Below are 18,091 nucleotides of genomic sequence, written 5' to 3' on the forward strand. Positions count from 1 at the left end.
ATTAAGTGATTTTACCCTTTCGACCCCCTACTGCCCGGCTGGCCTATGCGCTACAGCCATTTTCTCATCCACAAGCCTTTTTGCGGATCATTGCCCCGCATCATGATCGTCCAGTCGATAAGCTCAAAATGCCATCGCTGGTAGAATTTAATGGCGGCTGTATTCTGTTCCCAAACGTTGAGCCATAGTGCTGCATAACCAAGGCCGGTGGCGCGCCGGACACAGTGTTCCATCAATACCGTTCCGATCTGCCTGCCCTGGAATGGGGTCAGCAGGTACAATCTTTCCAGTTCAATGTACTGAGCTGTTTCCTGCCGTTCCGGCCTTGGGTTGGTGTTTATCTTGGCATACCCGGCCAGTTCCTGGCCATAAAACGCTAATAGAAAAGTATTTCCGGCATCCTGCCATTCAGCAAGTACCTGCTCCTGGCTGAACGCCTTGGTGACATAAGCCAACAGGTCTTCTTCTGGCATTTTACCGGTATAGGCAGTCTGGAATGCCTTGCCTGCCATGGTACACAGCGACGGAATATCTTCGGCGCTGGCCTTCCTGATATAAATGGATTGATCGGTAGTCGTATTCTCTTCACGCATGGGCTGGATAGAATGAACTTTGTAAATGATGCCGCAAAGCTGCAGCAGGACTACCGGTATGACTGGTAAGATCAGGATAAAAACGTGTAAAATCGGGAGTATACCGCAATTACCGGGAGAGCATCAGTTCTTAGGGCTGACCCCATACTTCTTTTTAAATGCTTTACTGAAGTAGGAGGGAGAAGAATAGCCCGTTTCATAAGCAATTTCACTGATGTTCTTGCTGGTGTTCATTAATAATTCCCGGGCTTGTTCCAGCCGGTAGTTGATCAGAAAATCCATGACCGAAGTGTCAAACAGTTCCCGAAACCCGTTCTTGAGCTTAAATGCATTGAGCCCTGTAACTTTCGACAGCGCTGCAAGCGACACCGGGTCTGCATAGTGGCTGGTGAGGTAATCCCTGGCAAAATAAAGCTTCTCCCGGTCTGCAGTACTTTTCACAACAGGGGTCTTGGTGCTGGACCTGCGGGAACTGGCCTGCACAAATAATATAAACAGTTCTACCGCCTTCGACCGCAGGTAAAGCTTTTTCATCTCCCCGGCAAATGGACACAACATGATATCGTCAATACATCTTTCGATAGCCGCATTGATCGGTAGCCATTCACTGGCAAACAGGGCCGGCTGCTTGCCGGCTACCTTATTGGTAAATGGATCGAGCGTGATGCCTCCTTCCCCTACGAGGTTCAGGAAGCATTCCCGGGTGATCTGCAGCGAGAACATGACCGATTGGTTGTCAATATGCGACAGGCGGCTATCCAGTTCATCTGTATAAAGCATATTGTATTGGCCGCCTCTTATCGAAAAGCTTTTCGACAGCTGTTCATACCTGATATGGGAATGTCCTTGCCTGTTAAAATAGATCTTCACTGCATCAATATCATTGCGGATGGCATAACTGGTTTCCTGCTGTTGCGCGAGTTCATTATAGGCCAGGCGAAACCCGTCGAAACACCAGTTCTGAAAAGTGATACGCGCCTTTTCAAGGCTGATCATCTCCTTGCTCTCCACCAGTTCTTTGGAATTGAGGTCAATATCCGAAATGGGGTTGCGGTAAAAGGTGGTTTGCTGTTGAATACTATTGAACTGTAGCGGCATAATGTATGATTAAACGTATACAGAAGCTGGAACCCAGGGCAAGATACTGCATCTGCGTTGTGTATGGCCGCTGGCTCCCTTACAAAGTGTGAAACCTTCTTTCCGGGTAGGAGTGTCCTTCCCCCTGTTTTGTCCCGGGAACAGGTTTTTGACGCAATTACCCCCTATTTATGCGCCATTAGACCTGCTTATTCTAAGTTTGATGCGGTTAGTTTTGTCGTATGAAAAATAATGCAATCACTGTAGAGGTTTCCATACAGGCTCCCATCGAAACCGTTTGGACATGTTGGACAGCCCCCCGTCATATTCTTCAATGGAACCAGCCTTCGGCAGAATGGAAAACTTCCAGGGTGGAGAACGATCTGCGACCTGGTGGCAGGTTTCTGTATGTAATGGAAGCAAAGGACGGCACCGAAGGTTTTGATTTTGAGGGGGCATACGATGAAGTAGAGATCCATCAATTGATCAGCTATACCCTTACCGACGGAAGGCAAACCGTGAACCTGTTTACCCAAACAGCCTCGGGCACTACCATCACCGAAACTTTTGATCCCGTGGAGGGACTGTCTGCACAGCTCCAGCAAGATTTTTGTGCAGGGGTACTGGAAAACTTCAGGCGCTATACTGAATCACAAGTCGGGGAAGCGGGCGCGGAAATTTAACGAAATGGGTTTCAGGACAACCATATTGTTATTGTCAATACCAGTACATTTGATAAGTGGTAACCTGTCAATATGAAAAAAATAGCCTTCTCCATCATTCCACTTGTTATTGCCTGCCTGCAAGTTGTAGCGCAAACAAAGCAGGTGACGCAAATTGATAGTTTATTATCAGCCATGACAAACCGCGACCTGTTTTCAGGGGCGGTGCTCATCGCAGATAGTACCGGTGTATTATTGGCCAAGGGCTATGGCTATTCAGATCGGGAGAACAAAGTAAAAAATACACCCCGTACAAGGTTTGATATATCTACTGCTTCCAATGTTTTTACAGGTACTGCCATTACTTCCCTGGCGCAACAGGGAAAACTGCAATTTACCGACACCGTTGGAAAGTATATTAAAGGTCTACCCGGCGGAGACAAGATCACCATCCACCAGTTATTGACACATACTTCCGGTCTCGACTATTTTAATAATGCCAGGGGTTTTGACTACCATCAGGTCAAAAATTGTACAGATGTCATGCCCTTTATGCGCACATTACCCTTATTGTATAATCCGGGCGATAGTTGTCAGTATTCATCCGGTAACCTGATCGTCCTGGGGGCTATCATAGAAAAAGTGACGGGCAGGAGTTACCAGGATTACATCACCCAATTGTTTATCCGTCCCCTTGGTCTGCAAAACACAAGTTTTACCCCTTACTATACTTTGAAAGAGTCACAAAGACAGTATGCCATTGGATATACTAAGTCTGATTCCGGCTACCAAAGAAAAGCCTATGACTACGACAATGGCTTTATCCCGCTTTCCGCAGGCGGCGATTGGACCAGCGTAACTGATCTGTACAAATTCGACAAAGCTGTCTTTTCAGAAAAACTGTTGAACAGGAATTACCTGTCGCAAATGATCGGCAGGCATACCCATCCCTGGGACTGTTGCTATTTTGGTTATGGCTGGATCACGACTGTGAAAGATGGTTATTCAAGTATTGGCCATTTGGGGCGTAGCTCCGCATGGCATACGATGAATGAGTATTATCCCAAACAGCAATACACCATTATCATCATGACCAACTTTGGATCAGTGGATGTGGAAGCCCTCACTAAGCAGTTTGAGGAGCTCTTGTTTGGAAATCCGCCTGGAACCTGATTAGTTCCCGGACATGCCCATAAATGCCGCCGCATTAATTGTAGCAGAGAGCAATGCATTCCCATACAGCAGCAAACAAACAACCGCAGTAATGATCTTTTTAGTGTCAAATAGAATGCAACCTGGTAATATTGAGTGATATAAAGCCATATAAGTTTTTGAATCCTAACCGGGCGTATTGTCAGGCTTTCTTTGGGAAATGACCAACGCTATCCCACAAAATGCCAGGCAGGTGATCACCCCAATAAAATTTTCCCCTTCTTTCCATTTCGGAAACCGGACAGCATAATAAAGGTGAAGTGACAGTAGCCAAATAAATAATACTGCTGCTAGCAGAAGACTTATTTCTTCCGTTTTATACCTGGTAAAAATGGAGATAGCTGACCCCATCAAGGCAATACCCCCGATAAATGTCCAGAATTTGGGAAATGGGATATATTTCGGAACCAGCGTACTTAATCCATTCATACTCGCTATATGTGCCACCGAAAAATTATATAGCATGATTGCGAATAAGTAGGGGCCAATTGGACTAAGCTTGGAAAGAGTGGTCAAAAACCTGTTTTCAGGCCTGGGAGCATTGATTGTCGAGATCAAGAGAAAGCCTCCGCTCAATGCCAGTACTTTATTCAGGTTTATCCAAAGATCAGTGTTTTGAGGGCCGGCAGATAAAAATACTGGTAAGTGTGCAAACAGAAATAATGCTAAAAAGACCACCCCCATTATCAAGGACAGGATTTGAAACCTTTTACCCATAATGATCAGCAGACCAGTTATAATTAACAGTACAGCCGTCACGTATACAATCCAATATAGTCCGGAAGGTATATTCGTTAAATTAGGTAAAATGATAGGGCGGATACCGGGATATAAGAAATGCAGGACGCCAATACATGCTATACAAATACCGAAAAATATACGACCGGTGGCTAATAAATACTTCACGATTTGAATATTTTAATTTGAAAAAGGTTTGCGAAGGCTGAGCATAAATACATGGCAAGTAACCATTTGGAGAGGAGTGCCGCAAACTAAAAGCCCGACAAAAGCCTACAAAAACAAACAAATTTGAATTTGTACAACGATGATGCAGGATTTTGGCTAAGTTGGATAGGCAGCGCAGGTGAGCAACTTTAGCCCTGGTCTCAGAACTTAGAGCTACTTATAATATGAATTAATTTTATTATCTATATCTGTTATCATGAATGAACGTGACCTGGTAAAGGATGTTATTCTGGAAGTTTTTATGAAAAGTGGCTATGCCCATACCGGCCAAATGACCCAACGAGACTTTGACTATATCTCATCTGAAATCGAAAAGAAATCGGGTATACTGATTAGCGGTACCACAATAAAAAGACTTGCACTTGGAGATTTTAGCCGGCTTCCTCAGGTGGCCACCCTTAACGCAATTGCCAATTACTTTGATTACAAAACCTGGCAGGATTTTAAAGCTTCCAGGGCTACCGTCATAAAGCCAGAGTTTGATATTCCCCCTTCCGTTGCCAGAAAGGAGGGATCCAGGTTCTTTAAAAGGAAGCTGCTTTATTTTGCCGCTTCTTTGCTCGTAGTAGTGTTGATCCTTGTTTTTTTTCTATTTGAATCAAGGCCGGCAAGCATTTCGAATGCTGAGAAAGCTAAATTTTCCTGCCAGAAAAGCACCCGTAACGATATGCCCAATACCGTAATATTTAAGTATGATATTGACCAGGTACACGCAGATAGTTTTTTTATTCAGCAGTCATGGGATAAAAACAGGAGGAGAAGGATTTATAAAAATAAGTATACCATTACAGATATATACTACGAACCGGGCTATCATATCGCCAAACTGATAGCTAACGATTCCATTATTAAGACAATGGATGTGCATATACCAACAGATGGGTGGTTTTTCTATGCTATAGATAATATTGCCAATTATATACCTGAATATATAAAGACAGATAAGTATATCAACAATGGGGTATTAGGGTTATCTGTGCAACAGTTAAAGGAAAACAATATAGATATCACCAAAGACAAATTATACCATTACACCTATTTCCCAGATTCAATGACGGTGAAATCAAATAATTTCAGGTTAAAGACGAGGGTACGAATGAATGAAGTAAGGAATAGCTGGTGTCCTTACATTACCATTGAATTATTTTGCCAGGGCTATTTCATCCAGATGAAATCGACTAAAAAGGGGTGTGCTAACAAAGCTTCCTTAATACTTAGCCAGGAAATAAAGGGAAATGAAACAGATCTGACAGCATTGACATTTGATGTGAACCAATGGACGGATGTGGAAATTGTTTCAACAAACAATATTGTCACAATATATATAAATAATAAAGCTGCTTTTTCTGCGCCCAGCTTCGATCGTATCAAATACATTTCAGGCTTTGCTTTTATTTCAAATGGATTATGTGAAGTGGATAACATTGAATTAGCCGGGCCAGATGGGAAAAATGTATATAAAGGTCAATAAGGAAGGCTAAGATGTTTCTTGCAAATTAAGTAGTTGGTCTGGTGAAAAAATTAAAGTAGAAGTAGATAGTGTGGGGTATATTTAAAATGAAAGAGGCGACTTCTTACGAAATCGCCTCTTTTCGTCGGGAAGGCAGGATTCGAACCTGCGACTCTCCCGACCCCAAGGTCGGGATGCGCTATCGAAGGCCTGTGACTGCTGCATGCTGTAAAACAAAAAAGCAGCTTCCAAAGAAACTGCTTTTTAAATGTCGGGAAGACAGGATTCGAACCTGCGACTCTCCCGACCCCAAGGTCGGGATGCGCTATCGAAGGCCTGTGACTGCTGTAAAACAAAAAAGCAGCTTCCAAAGAAACTGCTTTTTAAAAGTCGGGAAGACAGGATTCGAACCTGCGACCCCCTGGTCCCAAACCAGGTGCGCTACCGGCCTGCGCTACTTCCCGATTGTTTTTCTTTCTACAAACGCTACCTGATTGCGACTCTCCCGACCCCAAGGTCGGGATGCGCTACCGGCCTGCGCTACTTCCCGTTCCTGTTTCCTTATCAACCTGAATTAATCAGGAAACTAAATTCACCGGACAATCAAACTACCGTGCTGAAAACGGCAGCTCTTCAGCGGAGAGGGAGGGATTCGAACCCTCGATACAAGTTTAAGCTCGTATAACGGTTTAGCAAACCGGCCCTTTCGGCCACTCAGGCACCTCTCCTTTTTACGGGATCGCAAAAATAAGAGGAAAATATCAAATGGCAAATTCAAATCGCACTTTATTCTGCCATTTTCTGAAATAGTCGCCCTATGATAGCTTATTGACAATGAATAGACTCAGTGGCTCCGCTGGTTTCCCTTTAAGCGGATGTTAACAGGATTCATTTATCAGCTTTATGTCAGACCTTAGCTGATAATCAGGTATTAAAATTGCATTAGTACCGCGTATTTATTTTCCGTCCCCACCCACAATCATTGTAATATTGTTCCTTCATACATAAAAAACACACCTATACTATGGCAAACAAAACCAATAATCGCCGGGATTTCCTCATCACCACGGGTAAAGCAGGGCTGGCAGCAGCATTGTCTTTGCCAGTGCTGGATGCCCTGGCAATCGGTTCCCACCCGGCACCGGCGCTGAAAACAGGAATGGCCACGCCTTACGAACAACAGCCATTACCTTATGCCTACACTGCCCTGGAGCCTGCTATTGACGCCACCACCATGGAGATTCATTACTCCAAACACGCAGCTACCTACGCCAAGAACCTGGCCGATGCAGTAACGGCTGAAAAGGTGGATAAGAATGCTACTTCCCTGGAAACCCTCCTGTCAGGTATTTCAAAATATTCGGCTAAAATGCGCAACAACGCAGGCGGCCATTATAACCATGAGCTGTTTTGGCAAACACTCAAAACTCCTGTCGATGGAGCCAAACCTACCGGTAAAGTATTGGCTGCCATAGAAAAAGACTTCAATTCCTTCGATGCTTTCAAAACCCAGTTTGCCGATGCCGCCAAGAACCGTTTTGGCAGTGGCTGGGCATGGTTGATCGTGGGCAAAGACAAAAAGCTCTCCATTGTATCTTCTCCCAACCAGGATAATCCCCTGATGGATGTGGCCGAAATAAAAGGATTCCCTTTATTGGGATTGGATGTATGGGAGCATGCTTATTATCTTAAATACCAGAATCGCCGGCCCGATTATATCACTGCCTGGTGGAATGCCATCAACTGGGATTTTGTACAAAAGAGAGCTACAGGTCTCATTGGCTAAGTAAATATTATACCGGATGTCTCCGGTTGATCATACAACAAGGACAGCTATCATGGATCGATTATCCATAGTAGCTGTCCTTGTTAATTTATGGTAAACCTTAGCGCAATTAGGGCTGCCCTTGTTTATACAAAGCAAGCGCTGTTTTCAAAATTTCGTTGATCGTCTTTACCGGAATATCTTTTTCCGGATCAAATAACAATATCTTCATACGCGCTCTCTTCTCCTGTATCAACTGCGGATGTTCGATCTTATTCCCTTCTACGATACCTAAATAAGGTTGATGATTCTTCTTATGCACCCACAGGTAACAAAACATTGCTCCTTTGTAACAATAGAAAGGCATCTTGTATTTCCATGCTTCTGTAATACCTGGATCAAAATGCAATAAGTATTCACGCATGGCCAGTAAGTAACTTTTTACGGGCTCTTCTTTGTTCAGGAAGTAATGATCTATTTCTCTCATCATGGCAAATGGGTATAACGGTCCTTGCAAGACGACAACCGACTGGTAAGGAAGACTTTAAAGTTACAAAGATCGGGTAAATGTATGCCCAGCCTTCTTGTATACACTACTTGCGCACTCCATGTTTACACTTAGTCCACTCATTAAGTACTTAACTAAGATCAAATAAATAGTACTTTTAACGAATATTGTTTGATTTTACTATAAAAACTTACTAACCTTGCATTCGCTTTTTATACACCTGATAGTAGCCCGTTAGTAACCCGACAACAAGTGCACCCCACCAACCAACCTTAAGCACACAACCACCGTACACGCTTTGAAAACTCACCTGTAAAAATCGCTCCCGGTAATAATTGTATCCTATACCGTGCCATGCACGGAACATAACCTTATTGTTACATTCCATTAAACCTTGATCTATGTCCAGGCAGCTTTCCTATGCGCTGATCATAAACCTTCTCGGCTTTGCCGCTGTGGCAAATGGCCCTTATTCTTTGGTGTTTGATATGGACGTGCCGGACGCCATCCCATTGGCTACGCCTGGCCCCAAAGGAATCAATTCCTTGTGTCTTGATGAATGGTCAAGGCATAAGGAATTGATCATTAATAAAAGAGATAGTTTGTATGATGCCATTGCAGATAAAGAAAAATTAAGCCGCAATAAAGAGAAAGCACAGCACGAGATCAATTCCCTCAAAGCCAGGCTCTCCAACCTCGATAAAGTGATCGGCCTTGTCAATACACTCGAAAAAAGTGATGTAGAATATATCCTGAAGCCTTCTATCAAAGCAGAAGGTTCTACTGCGTACGATACCAGGAGAAGATGCATTGTTTTAACTGTAGGTTCTACTGCTAATTTCATACATGAGATCACCCATGGTGGTCAGTACGAAGCAGGAGAGATCATATTCGATTCCCAACTGGATAAATCTTACTTACAAGACCTGTACGATGAAGTTGAAGCTTATAAAGCACAATTTGCTTACGACCCTTCCTCTGTATCCTCATTGAAGTCCAGCTTCGTTGCCCGGTCATTGGCAGATATAACACCCCGGTGGGTGGAAGATCTGCAATCTGCTGAAGGAGAGAAAACCTATCGTGACCACAGCAAGATCAGGGTTAATATCTATTCCGGCAAAGCCGTCCTGCTCATGGCCTACCCACAATTGGCAAGCCAGTTCAGCGGATGGGCCGATAGCTGGACCATGAAAGAAGCACCCAATGTGGTGTACAAACGACAGCCAATGGTGGTACAATAAAGTAGGACTATACACAAAAAAAATACACCGGTGCAGCCCGGTGTATTCAAACACATAAACGAAAACTATAACTGAAATTATTTAACCTTGTTCACTACTGTCTCGTCCACATAACTGCGGTTGCGATTGATCTGGTAGATCTCAGACTTGTCATTCTTCTTTGCCTTCACTTCCACATTCAACACATTGTCTCCAATTTCTTCCGTATTCAACATGAACTTCTTGGAGATATTGCTTCCTTTTACTTTACCGGAATACAGTACATTACCGTAATCATCCCTGAAAGTGATAGAAAACTCATCTTCTTCTGTATTGTTGAGGTTCAGCAGGAAAACCGGTTGGTTCTCGTAGTGACCGATAAATTTCAATTCTATAGAAGAGCTCTTGGGGTTCTTTTCGCCATTGGCTAAAGTGGTGTTGGAAAAGGTTAAGGTTAAAGCAACTACTGCCATCAGCATCATTCCGAAATTCCTCATCTTGATTTTCATAATTCGTATATTTTATAATTTTATAACCGTTTTTTCAGCGCTTATCCCCCGCTGCGGGATTGAACTTCTTTCAGGTTTCGGGCTTCGCTTGTCTTAGCCCTCATTCCCTTCGTTCATGATGCAAACTTACAGCGACAATCATCGGGCTACAAACCAACAAATGCTTCATTTCAGGATGCTAAACACGTAATAGAAATGTTAAAACCCTTTGCTGGCACGGGTTACAGAAAAAAGTGAAAATGATCTCCAAGCCATTTTTACCCCTGTTTTTTTATTATTCAGGATACCCTCGCCTCTATGCCTGGCTGCCTCCTTGCCGCTTTCCCCTGCCTTTCGCTCGCAGCTCGTAGCTCATCGCTCGCAGCTCATTACTTCAACACATTACATAAGTTTATCATTGATGCTGAATTTCTTCATATATTAATGCTGGTGAGTAATATTTTTTTTATATTTTGTCTCGCCCTTTGAAACAACCATAAACCCTTTAAAATATGCTTGCGCGTACCCAGTTGATCGATGCCGTGTGTTATAACAAAGTCCCGCCATCGTTTACAAACATATCTTCCTTACCATAGCAGCCATATTTTAGTGCCTGGGAACATGGTCATTTTTTAATGCCATTTTTTCCTTGACAAACCGTAATAATTTCCCTGATACGTAAACTAATACCTTACCAATGGCAATTAACTTACAGAAAGGCCAGAAAATAGACATAGGCCTTTCCAACATCAGTGTAGGGCTGGGCTGGAATCCAAATGAAGGAACAGGCTCCGCCTTCGACCTGGATGCTTCTGCATTTATGATCGATGCTTCCAGGCTCATCCCCTCAGAAGGATACTTTGTATTCTATGGCAATACAGATTCTCCCGATGCTGCGGTGCACCATACCGGTGATGATCCTACCGGCGGCAACTCTGCCGGCGGTGATGATGAAAGCCTCGTAGTAGACCTTACCAAAATAGATCCTGCTATTGCAGAAATACTGTTTGTGGTCACCATTCATGATGCCGGCGCCCGCAAACAGAATTTTGGCCAGGTCAGGGATTCCTATATCAGGCTCGTGGACAATGCCAGCGGCAACGAGATCGCCAAATATGAACTGGGGGAAGACTTTTCCATCGAAACAGGCGTGGAATTTGGCCGCCTCTACAAACGCGATGGCAAATGGAAGTTTGAAGCCTCCGGTATCGGCTATAAAGAAGACCTGGGCTATTTCCTGGGCAAATATTATAAAGGCCAGATCATTAAATGATACCAGTTGTCGCCCTGGGCCTGTCGAAGGGTGGGTCGCCCTCTAAGGGCGGCTCACCCTGATCTAAAGGAGCCTGTCGAAGGGCTGTTGGAGGCGACAGCGCATATTTTTCGGTACAAGCAGTACAGGCAGCGATTAAACCCTAATAAATAAAACAAAAAGAACCTTATTTATGGCAATTAACCTGGTAAAAGGACAAACAATTGACCTTAGAAAAAACGATGGCGGAGCCGATTTTGACCTTGCAACTGTAACCATCGGCCTCGGATGGGATATCCGCGAGAAAAAAAGCGGATTCCTCGGAAAGCTTCTCGGTGGCAAACAGGAAGACTTTGACCTCGATGCCGTAGCCTTTTTGCTCGACAGTAATGGTAAAGTAGCCAACCTGGGCGATAAACTCATTGGCGGTGATGTGGTCTTCTACAACAGCCCCAAGCACCCTTCCGGCAAAGCATGGTCCACCGGCGATAACAGAACAGGAGCAGGTGATGGCGACGACGAACAACTCGTCTTCAAGCTCGATACCCTCGATGCACGCTTTGATAAGATCGTATTCGTCGTATCTATTTATCAGGGCCGCCAGAAGAATCAGCACTTTGGTCTCGTGGAAAATGCCTTTATCCGTGCAATAGACACGCGCGGTAAGGAAATTGCCCGCTTCAACCTGTCGGGCGACGCCACCTTCAATGGCATGTGCTCCATGGTATTTGCTGAAGTATACCGTAAAGACGGCAGCTGGAAATTCCGCGCCCTGGGTACACCCCACCAGGCCGACTCCTTCGTGGAGATCTTGAAACAATATGTGAACGTATAAACATCAAAATATTTGTATGAGAAGATTACCCGTGTATCTGGTACTTGACACTTCCGGTTCTATGACTGGAGAGCCCATTGAATCCCTGAAGAATGGTGTCCAGGTCCTCATTTCTACCTTGCGCCAGGATCCGTATGCGCTGGAAACAGCGTATTTAAGCGTGATCACCTTCAGTACGTCGGCTCAACAACTCGTACCCCTTACCGAATTGTCAACGTTCCAGATGCCGGATCTTCAGGCTGCAGGCACCACCTCCCTGGGTGAGGCCCTCAACTTACTGGCACAAAGGGTAGAGGTAGAAGTGGCCCGCACCACCGCCGAACAAAAAGGCGATTGGAAACCCCTCGTATTCATCATGACCGATGGAGAACCTACCGACGATTGGCAGCGGGGGCTTAATGAATACCGCAAACGGAAATTTGGTATGGTGATAGCCTGCGCCGCTGGCCGGGCTGCCAACACCAATGTACTCAAGCAGGTTACCGACACCGTGGTGCAATTGGATACCGCCGATTCTTCCACCATCAAAGCTTTCTTTAAATGGGTATCTGCTTCCATCAGCACCGGTAGCCAGAAAGTAGAAAGCGGCGGCCAGGAAGTAACCGGCCTCAATGAACTGCCTCCACCACCACCAGAAGTAAACGTAGTTGTATAAGATGTTGAAAGAAGCAAAACATATTTCCTTTGATCTGTGGTTGACGTTGATCCGGTCAAATAAGGATTTTAAGAAAGAAAAAGCAAAGCTCTTCTGTTCTTATTTTAAGATTAGTCATGTAGATGCCGATGCGGTCGTTAAAGTGTTCCGGCAAACCGACCAGTTGGTGAATCGTATCAACGAAACGGTAGGAAAGAACGTAGACTCCCTGGAAATGTACATGATCGCACTTGATAAGCTCGGTGTCGATATGTCGGGACTGCTGCCACCTCATTTGGAAGAATACTACACCCTGTCCGAGCAGTTATTCTTTCAATACCCGGCGCAGCCGCTGCATGAAGAGATTGTACCCCTGCTGGCTGCCTTGAAAGACAGGGGGCATACCATCAATATCACCAGCAACACCGGTTATATCAAGGGCCGTACCCTGCGCAGGCTCATGGAAGATACCGGCATAGCCCGGTACATGGACTTCCAGGTATATTCAGATGAAGTGTCGGCTTCCAAACCCTCACCCATCATCTTTGAACACATGTACCGGCAGGCAAAGGAGTTGTATCCCGCCGGTTTATCCAAACAGCACATCGTGCACATTGGCGATAACAGTCTTACCGATGTAGGAGGGGCAAAGGATTTTGGGATCAATGCTTTTCTCATCAATGATCAAAGCATGACCTTAAAAAACATAGAGGATGAGCTCAGTGTACTCGTTGCATAAGATAATGGGGGTCGATGCCTTTACGTTCAACCCTGCTGATTATAGCCGCTTCAAATTTGGAGATGGCCATATAGCTGAATCATTTGGCGAAGCACTCGCCCATGGATTCCTGGCGCAGCATGGCGAAGCATTAAAGGCCGGCAAACAGCTGGTCATATTGCCTAGCCCTTATTTTGCCATCCCTACCGCTTCTTATGCCATGGCAGGAGCTTTTAAGAAAACCATCAACCGTTTTTTAGCCGTCAATCGCTTACCTGTAGCAGAAGAAGCCAAGATCCATCGTTATAAGACCTATAGCCTGGATTACGGGGAACTGGATGCCGACAGCAGGCTCAACCTTATTCTCAACGATAAGTACCACCTGGACAGTCAATTCCTGCGGGGTAAATGCCTGATCTTTATCGATGATATCAAGATCACCGGCAGTCATGAGCTCGTGATCCGCAACCTGCTGAAACAATTTGCCTTGGAAGAAGAGGTTGCTTACTTCCTCTACTTTGCTCAACTCGATGGTAAGAATATCCATCCCAGGATCGAAAATGACCTTAACTACAGTTTTGTAAAATCGGTTCATGACCTGGGCAGCATTATCAATTCGGGCAATTTTAAGGTCAATACCCGTATTGTCAAATACATTCTCAACGCGGAGTTTGCCGACTTCGAAACCTTTATTTCAAAGCAATCCGCTTTGTTTTGTGAACAACTTACCGATCTGGCCATCAGCAATGGCTACCATGAAATGGAGGAATACAATAAGAACTTTCTCCAATTGTTAACAATCACCCATCAAAATCATCACATATGCCTATCAACTTACAAAAAGGACAACGCGCCAACCTTGACCTCCCCAAATTTACCATAGGCCTCGGCTGGGATACCAATGAAGCTCAAACAGGGCAGGGATTCGACCTCGATGCCTCTGTCTTCATTCTCGGCGAGAACAGGAAACTCCTGGCCGATGAGTACTTTGTTTTTTACAACAACCTCAAATCTCCCGATGGTGCTGTAAAGCATTCAGGCGATAATACCACCGGCGATGGTGATGGCGATGATGAGACCATCGAGATCGACCTGTCTAATATTAACCCAGGTGCTAAAGAGATCTGCGTGGTAGTTACCATCCATGAAGCACCGGCTCGCAAACAGAATTTTGGCCAGGTAAGGAATTCTTTCATTCGCGTATTCAATGCCGCCACCAACGAAGAGATCATGAAGTATGAGCTGGGAGAAGACTTCTCTATTGAAACGGCTGTTGAATTTGGCCGCATCTATAAAAAAGACGAGAACTGGAAATTTGAAGCAGTAGGTATTGGCCACAGCGGCGGCCTCGAACAGTTTTTAGGTAAATACAATTAATTATGAGAAGACTGCCGGTTTATTTATTGCTCGATACTTCCGGCTCCATGAAAGGAGAGCCCATTGAAGCCGTAAAGAATGGTCTTGAATCACTCATTGGGTTCTTGCGACAGGACCCCTTTGCCCTGGAGTCTGTGCACCTTTCCATCATCACCTTCGATCGGGAAGTCACCAACATCCTTCCCCTCAAAGACCTGGAAAGCCTCATTCTGCCCGAGATCACTACGCCCGATTCAGGGCCTACCCACCTGGGGCAGGCGCTGGAAATGCTCTGTACCCTGGTGGATAGCGAGGTATTGAAAAGCACACCTGACCAGAAAGGAGATTGGATGCCCCTCTTGTTTATCATGACAGATGGAAAGCCCAGCGACCTCCAGAAGTACCGCGAAATGATACCCGAAGTGAAGAAGCGGCATTTTGGCGAGATCGTAGCCTGTGCGGCGGGTCCCAAGGTCGATGACCAGTTGCTCAAAGAGCTCACCCATATCGTGGTGCACCTCGACACGGCCGACAGCTCTACCATCAAATCATTCTTTAAATGGGTTTCAGCGTCCGTAAGTACTGGCAACAGAAGTATGGGCGCCGGCGGCGATGTGGTCTTACCTCCGCCCCCTCCCCAGGTGAATATGGTCATTTAATGTCGCTGTGATCCAGGTGTGCAGTTAAGTAAAATAAGGAAAGCATAATATCAGCATTGCCGATTGTCGACTGCCGATTACCGACTGATGATCCGCCTTCTGAAGAACAATTAACAACAAAGTATGTATTTCATCATATGCATGCTCCTCAATATTTTGATCATAGGCCTCTTCCTGTATTCAAAACTATTGCCCTATAAAGACAGGTTAGACAATCGTTACAAAGGCACATTTGACTTTTTCAGCAAATTGTTTAACCCCATGTTGAATTTCCTCCGGGGAGTCATCAAACCCTTCCAGGTAGGCAGCGGACTTGCTGTAGACATGTCACAGATCGTCCTGCTCATTCTATTATTACTTTTATTAGGCATTGGCCGGTTTTAAACCTAACCTTTAAAATAAACCTAAACCTCCTTGCTATGCGCAGATTACCGGTATACTTTTTAATAGATGTTTCAGAGTCAATGGTGGGCGATCAAATGCCCTATGTAGAAGAAGGACTGGCCTCCATCATTAAAGACCTGCGATCTGATCCCTATGCGCTGGAAACAGCCTGGGTATCCATCATCGTCTTTGCCGGGAAAACGAAACGCATTGTTCCATTAACCGAATTGACTTCCTTTTATCCCCCACGCATTCCCATTGGGGGTGGTACTTCCCTGGGTGAAGCCCTCGAATTCCTCATGCACGATATCGACACCAATGTGGTAAAGAGTACACCTGATACCAAGGGCGATTGGAAACCCATCATCTTTTTGTTTACCGATGGAGCCCCCACCGACAACCCCACACCGGCTGTTACAAAGTGGATCAACCAATACAAAAAGAAAGCGTCCATCGTGGCCATTGCATTGGGCGATAATACCGATACCGCCGTGCTGGGCCAGCTTACCAATGATGTGCTGCTGGTGAAGAACCTGGCACCGGAGTCTTACAAATCATTCTTTAAATGGGTTACTGCTTCTATCAAGACCACCAGCATGAGTGTGTCTGAAAGCAATATAGACGGCCCCCAACTGGCTAAGCTGGATGACGCTTACCTCACTAAGGTAGAGCCTCCTGCCACACCCTCTTCCAAAGTCATCGACAATAATTTTGCCGTCTTCCTGTCCAAATGCCAGGCCACCAAAAAGCCCTACCTCATTAAATACAAACGCAATATTACCCCCTCCAACATAGAAGGGCTTTCACTGGAAACCCAATTCTTTAAACTCCAGGGATCCTTTCCCGTTGATGATACCTATTTTCAGTTGAGTGACAATACCCCCACCAACCAAAAGATCAGTTCAGGCGAATTGGTAGGCTTTCCCCATTGTCCCTGCTGCGGTAATCAATACGGCTTTAGTACCTGTGCTTGTGGCGGTATCATGTGTACCGGCGACGAAGAAGTCAGTACCTGCCCCTGGTGCAATACCCAGGCTAAATTTGGTTTTTCATCCGGGCATCATGATATAAACCGTTCGAGAGGATAACAACTATTTTCATTAACCCAATTATTCTGTGGACAAGATCGTATTTCCCAACGCCAAAGAAAAAGAAGCTTACTCCTATGCCATTCAATGGGGAAAGTTTGCTCTATCCGATATTGGCGAACATCATTTTGAAGGACTCGAAGCCATTGGGCTAAGCTATGACCCGGCAACGGGTACCGTACAGGGTATTCCTTCCACACCCGGCGATGCAGACATAACCTTGCATTATAAACCATTAGACAGCCATACAGAGCAGTTGCTCACCAGGCCCGTACACCTCTTTGTGAATTTTGATCCCAGGAGCTTATGGACCGAACAGGAGCCGCCTCTGGAAGCCCCTTATCAAAAGTCCCACACCGACAGCGTGATGGACATTACCGGCGCCAAAACCATGATTGCAGCCAGCAAGCGTGGCCGCTCCCATGCCCGGGAAGGCAAATTCAGGGATGATGATTTTGATGTGATGTACCGGTCTGATACCGGTTGGTATGTTATTGCCGTGGCAGATGGCGCCGGCTCAGCCAAGTTCTCCCGCGAAGGTTCCCGCATTGTATGCAATACCGTAGTAGAACACCTGTCCCTATCCGCTACCGGCAACAAACTGGATGAGCTCGAAGCCCTGATCGTACAGCTGGAGGCTAATCCCGATGATGCCAGCCGCAAAGCCATTGGCGATACCTTGTACAATACCCTGGGCAATGCTGTGCTCCTGGCTTATAAGAACATTGCCAAAGAAGCAGAAGCTTCCCAGAACCTGGTAAAGGATTATGCTACCACCTTGCTCACCACTGTATGCCGCCAATACGGCGATAAATGGTTCATTGGTGCTTTTTGGGTAGGCGATGGGGGAGTGGGCATCTACAAAAAAGGAGAAGCCCCAAAAATACTGGGTGAGACCGATAGCGGCGAATACTCCGGCCAAACCAGGTTTCTCACCATGCCGGAAGTCTTTGAAGCAGCTTCCTTCTACAAGCGCATACGCTTCCAGTTGGTAGACCATTTCGATGCCCTGGTGCTCATGACCGATGGTATTACTGATGCCTGGTTCCACACCGATGCCAATCTCTTCAAAGCAGAGAAATGGGACGAGCTGTTCCAGGAAATGCAAAAGGAAGTAAATCTTTCGAGAGATAATGAAAATGCCCATAACCAGTTATTACATTGGTTGGATTTCTGGGTAAAAGGCGAATACGACGACCGAACAATTGCAATACTTTTTTAATT

At 45.3% G+C, this 18,091-nt stretch carries 20 protein-coding genes and 2 tRNA genes; 15 read left to right on the forward strand and 7 right to left on the reverse strand.

Annotation, left to right across the window (positions count from 1 at the left end):
- Positions 1-50 precede the first annotated feature (50 nt).
- Both D3H65_RS28830 and D3H65_RS28835 read right to left on the reverse strand, forming a co-directional pair.
- Entirely contained in the window at positions 51-593 is a 543-nt protein-coding gene (locus D3H65_RS28830) for a GNAT family N-acetyltransferase (protein WP_119053619.1), read from the reverse strand.
- Positions 594-716: 123 nt separating this feature from the next.
- A complete protein-coding gene (locus tag D3H65_RS28835; RefSeq protein ID WP_119053620.1) occupies positions 717-1,691 on the reverse strand; it encodes a helix-turn-helix domain-containing protein in 975 nt (324 codons plus the stop codon).
- Between the two features lie 221 nt (positions 1,692-1,912).
- Between D3H65_RS28835 and D3H65_RS28840 the strand changes: the two genes are divergently transcribed.
- Both D3H65_RS28840 and D3H65_RS28845 read left to right on the forward strand, forming a co-directional pair.
- Complete coding sequence (locus tag D3H65_RS28840) at positions 1,913-2,353, forward strand: SRPBCC domain-containing protein (RefSeq protein ID WP_119053621.1); 441 nt, start codon at positions 1,913-1,915, stop codon at positions 2,351-2,353.
- 72 nt (positions 2,354-2,425) lie between these two features.
- Complete coding sequence (locus tag D3H65_RS28845) at positions 2,426-3,505, forward strand: serine hydrolase domain-containing protein (RefSeq protein ID WP_119053622.1); 1,080 nt, start codon at positions 2,426-2,428, stop codon at positions 3,503-3,505.
- Positions 3,506-3,670: 165 nt separating this feature from the next.
- On the opposite strand, the gene D3H65_RS28850 is transcribed toward D3H65_RS28845, so the two are convergent.
- Positions 3,671-4,450 (reverse strand): DoxX family protein, encoded by a 780-nt coding sequence (locus D3H65_RS28850; RefSeq protein ID WP_119053623.1) that lies wholly within the window; start codon positions 4,448-4,450, stop codon positions 3,671-3,673.
- A 301-nt stretch (positions 4,451-4,751) separates the two neighbouring features.
- On the opposite strand from D3H65_RS28850, the gene D3H65_RS28855 reads away from it, so the two are divergent.
- On the forward strand, positions 4,752-5,981 hold the full coding sequence (locus D3H65_RS28855; RefSeq protein WP_162915868.1) for a hypothetical protein: 1,230 nt from the start codon (positions 4,752-4,754) through the stop codon (positions 5,979-5,981).
- A 369-nt stretch (positions 5,982-6,350) separates the two neighbouring features.
- Here the strand turns inward: D3H65_RS28855 and D3H65_RS28860 are convergent.
- Both D3H65_RS28860 and D3H65_RS28865 read right to left on the reverse strand, forming a co-directional pair.
- A tRNA-Pro gene (locus D3H65_RS28860) sits at positions 6,351-6,424 on the reverse strand.
- A 173-nt stretch (positions 6,425-6,597) separates the two neighbouring features.
- Positions 6,598-6,688, reverse strand: a tRNA-Ser gene (locus tag D3H65_RS28865).
- Between the two features lie 296 nt (positions 6,689-6,984).
- Here D3H65_RS28865 and D3H65_RS28870 point away from each other — a divergent pair.
- Entirely contained in the window at positions 6,985-7,746 is a 762-nt protein-coding gene (locus tag D3H65_RS28870; protein WP_119053625.1) for a superoxide dismutase, read from the forward strand.
- Between the two features lie 109 nt (positions 7,747-7,855).
- Here D3H65_RS28870 and D3H65_RS28875 read toward each other — a convergent pair whose 3' ends face one another.
- Positions 7,856-8,215: a DUF1801 domain-containing protein gene (locus tag D3H65_RS28875; RefSeq protein ID WP_245999614.1), complete on the reverse strand. Its 360-nt coding sequence runs from the start codon at positions 8,213-8,215 to the stop codon at positions 7,856-7,858.
- Between the two features lie 419 nt (positions 8,216-8,634).
- Here D3H65_RS28875 and D3H65_RS28880 point away from each other — a divergent pair, with 419 nt between their 5' ends.
- A complete protein-coding gene (locus D3H65_RS28880; protein ID WP_119053626.1) occupies positions 8,635-9,474 on the forward strand; it encodes a hypothetical protein in 840 nt (279 codons plus the stop codon).
- A gap of 77 nt (positions 9,475-9,551) precedes the next feature.
- On the opposite strand, the gene D3H65_RS28885 is transcribed toward D3H65_RS28880, so the two are convergent.
- Complete coding sequence (locus D3H65_RS28885) at positions 9,552-9,962, reverse strand: hypothetical protein (RefSeq protein ID WP_119053627.1); 411 nt, start codon at positions 9,960-9,962, stop codon at positions 9,552-9,554.
- 676 nt (positions 9,963-10,638) lie between these two features.
- Between D3H65_RS28885 and D3H65_RS28890 the strand changes: the two genes are divergently transcribed.
- From D3H65_RS28890 to D3H65_RS28935, 10 genes are all read left to right on the forward strand, one after another.
- Positions 10,639-11,214 (forward strand): TerD family protein, encoded by a 576-nt coding sequence (locus D3H65_RS28890; RefSeq protein WP_119053628.1) that lies wholly within the window; start codon positions 10,639-10,641, stop codon positions 11,212-11,214.
- Between the two features lie 172 nt (positions 11,215-11,386).
- Positions 11,387-12,028 (forward strand): TerD family protein, encoded by a 642-nt coding sequence (locus D3H65_RS28895; RefSeq protein WP_119053629.1) that lies wholly within the window; start codon positions 11,387-11,389, stop codon positions 12,026-12,028.
- 16 nt (positions 12,029-12,044) lie between these two features.
- A complete protein-coding gene (locus D3H65_RS28900) occupies positions 12,045-12,683 on the forward strand; it encodes a vWA domain-containing protein (RefSeq protein ID WP_119053630.1) in 639 nt (212 codons plus the stop codon).
- Between the two features lies 1 nt (position 12,684).
- Complete coding sequence (locus D3H65_RS28905; protein ID WP_119053631.1) at positions 12,685-13,401, forward strand: HAD family hydrolase; 717 nt, start codon at positions 12,685-12,687, stop codon at positions 13,399-13,401.
- A complete protein-coding gene (locus tag D3H65_RS28910) occupies positions 13,376-14,263 on the forward strand; it encodes a phosphoribosyltransferase family protein (RefSeq protein ID WP_119053632.1) in 888 nt (295 codons plus the stop codon). Before D3H65_RS28905 ends, D3H65_RS28910 begins: the two co-directional genes overlap by 26 nt.
- A complete protein-coding gene (locus D3H65_RS28915) occupies positions 14,203-14,757 on the forward strand; it encodes a TerD family protein (protein ID WP_119053633.1) in 555 nt (184 codons plus the stop codon). The genes D3H65_RS28910 and D3H65_RS28915 overlap by 61 nt, the downstream gene beginning before the upstream one ends.
- A gap of 2 nt (positions 14,758-14,759) precedes the next feature.
- Positions 14,760-15,395 (forward strand): vWA domain-containing protein, encoded by a 636-nt coding sequence (locus D3H65_RS28920; protein ID WP_119053634.1) that lies wholly within the window; start codon positions 14,760-14,762, stop codon positions 15,393-15,395.
- Positions 15,396-15,518: 123 nt separating this feature from the next.
- A complete protein-coding gene (locus D3H65_RS28925; RefSeq protein ID WP_119053635.1) occupies positions 15,519-15,779 on the forward strand; it encodes a YggT family protein in 261 nt (86 codons plus the stop codon).
- A gap of 35 nt (positions 15,780-15,814) precedes the next feature.
- Positions 15,815-16,867, forward strand: a complete 1,053-nt coding sequence (locus D3H65_RS28930; RefSeq protein ID WP_119053636.1) for a TerY-C metal binding domain-containing protein — start codon at positions 15,815-15,817, stop codon at positions 16,865-16,867.
- A 28-nt stretch (positions 16,868-16,895) separates the two neighbouring features.
- Positions 16,896-18,089, forward strand: coding sequence for a PP2C family serine/threonine-protein phosphatase (locus D3H65_RS28935; protein ID WP_119053637.1), 1,194 nt, complete (start codon positions 16,896-16,898; stop codon positions 18,087-18,089).
- Positions 18,090-18,091 lie beyond the last annotated feature (2 nt).

This window comes from Paraflavitalea soli, assembly GCF_003555545.1.
Classification (GTDB): domain Bacteria; phylum Bacteroidota; class Bacteroidia; order Chitinophagales; family Chitinophagaceae; genus Paraflavitalea; species Paraflavitalea soli.

Bases quoted from the DNA above. Each gene is read 5' to 3' on its own strand.
- D3H65_RS28900 (WP_119053630.1), top strand. From the start codon at position 12,045: ATGAGAAGATTACCCGTGTATCTGGTACTTGACACTTCCGGTTCTATG.
- D3H65_RS28870 (WP_119053625.1), top strand. From the start codon at position 6,985: ATGGCAAACAAAACCAATAATCGCCGGGATTTCCTCATCACCACGGGT.
- D3H65_RS28845 (WP_119053622.1), top strand. From the start codon at position 2,426: ATGAAAAAAATAGCCTTCTCCATCATTCCACTTGTTATTGCCTGCCTG.
- D3H65_RS28855 (WP_162915868.1), top strand. From the start codon at position 4,752: ATGAAAAGTGGCTATGCCCATACCGGCCAAATGACCCAACGAGACTTT.
- D3H65_RS28830 (WP_119053619.1), bottom strand. From the start codon at position 593: ATGCGTGAAGAGAATACGACTACCGATCAATCCATTTATATCAGGAAG.
- D3H65_RS28875 (WP_245999614.1), bottom strand. From the start codon at position 8,215: ATGATGAGAGAAATAGATCATTACTTCCTGAACAAAGAAGAGCCCGTA.
- D3H65_RS28915 (WP_119053633.1), top strand. From the start codon at position 14,203: ATGCCTATCAACTTACAAAAAGGACAACGCGCCAACCTTGACCTCCCC.
- D3H65_RS28920 (WP_119053634.1), top strand. From the start codon at position 14,760: ATGAGAAGACTGCCGGTTTATTTATTGCTCGATACTTCCGGCTCCATG.
- D3H65_RS28890 (WP_119053628.1), top strand. From the start codon at position 10,639: ATGGCAATTAACTTACAGAAAGGCCAGAAAATAGACATAGGCCTTTCC.
- D3H65_RS28910 (WP_119053632.1), top strand. From the start codon at position 13,376: ATGAGCTCAGTGTACTCGTTGCATAAGATAATGGGGGTCGATGCCTTT.
- D3H65_RS28835 (WP_119053620.1), bottom strand. From the start codon at position 1,691: ATGCCGCTACAGTTCAATAGTATTCAACAGCAAACCACCTTTTACCGC.
- D3H65_RS28905 (WP_119053631.1), top strand. From the start codon at position 12,685: ATGTTGAAAGAAGCAAAACATATTTCCTTTGATCTGTGGTTGACGTTG.
- D3H65_RS28895 (WP_119053629.1), top strand. From the start codon at position 11,387: ATGGCAATTAACCTGGTAAAAGGACAAACAATTGACCTTAGAAAAAAC.
- D3H65_RS28840 (WP_119053621.1), top strand. From the start codon at position 1,913: ATGAAAAATAATGCAATCACTGTAGAGGTTTCCATACAGGCTCCCATC.
- D3H65_RS28925 (WP_119053635.1), top strand. From the start codon at position 15,519: ATGTATTTCATCATATGCATGCTCCTCAATATTTTGATCATAGGCCTC.
- D3H65_RS28885 (WP_119053627.1), bottom strand. From the start codon at position 9,962: ATGAAAATCAAGATGAGGAATTTCGGAATGATGCTGATGGCAGTAGTT.
- D3H65_RS28880 (WP_119053626.1), top strand. From the start codon at position 8,635: ATGTCCAGGCAGCTTTCCTATGCGCTGATCATAAACCTTCTCGGCTTT.
- D3H65_RS28930 (WP_119053636.1), top strand. From the start codon at position 15,815: ATGCGCAGATTACCGGTATACTTTTTAATAGATGTTTCAGAGTCAATG.